We start from the raw sequence: 240 nt of genomic DNA, 5'->3' as shown, positions 1-240 counted from the left end.
GAACATCGCCGGTTATAAAGCCGTGTTGCTGGCCGCTCATCATTATCCGCGCTTCATGCCGATGCTGATGACGGCGGCGGGCACCGTGAAAGCGGCGCGCGTGCTGATTCTTGGCGCTGGTGTGGCGGGTTTGCAGGCCATTGCTACGGCGAAACGTCTGGGTGCGGTCATCGAAGCGTCTGACGTGCGCCCTGCTGTTAAAGAGCAGATCGAATCCCTCGGCGCCAAGTTCGTCGACGT

1 pseudogene is annotated in these 240 nt (G+C 60.8%); it reads left to right on the top strand.

Annotation, left to right across the window (positions count from 1 at the left end):
- Window positions 1-240: pseudogene (locus tag ACM6IR_RS26165) on the top strand (NAD(P)(+) transhydrogenase (Re/Si-specific) subunit alpha); the annotation flags it as partial.

The sequence above is a fragment of the Pseudomonas sp. IT-P253 genome, from assembly GCF_949768125.1.
In the GTDB taxonomy this organism is placed as follows: domain Bacteria; phylum Pseudomonadota; class Gammaproteobacteria; order Pseudomonadales; family Pseudomonadaceae; genus Aquipseudomonas.
This window is presented reverse-complemented; position numbering and strand designations above follow the sequence as displayed.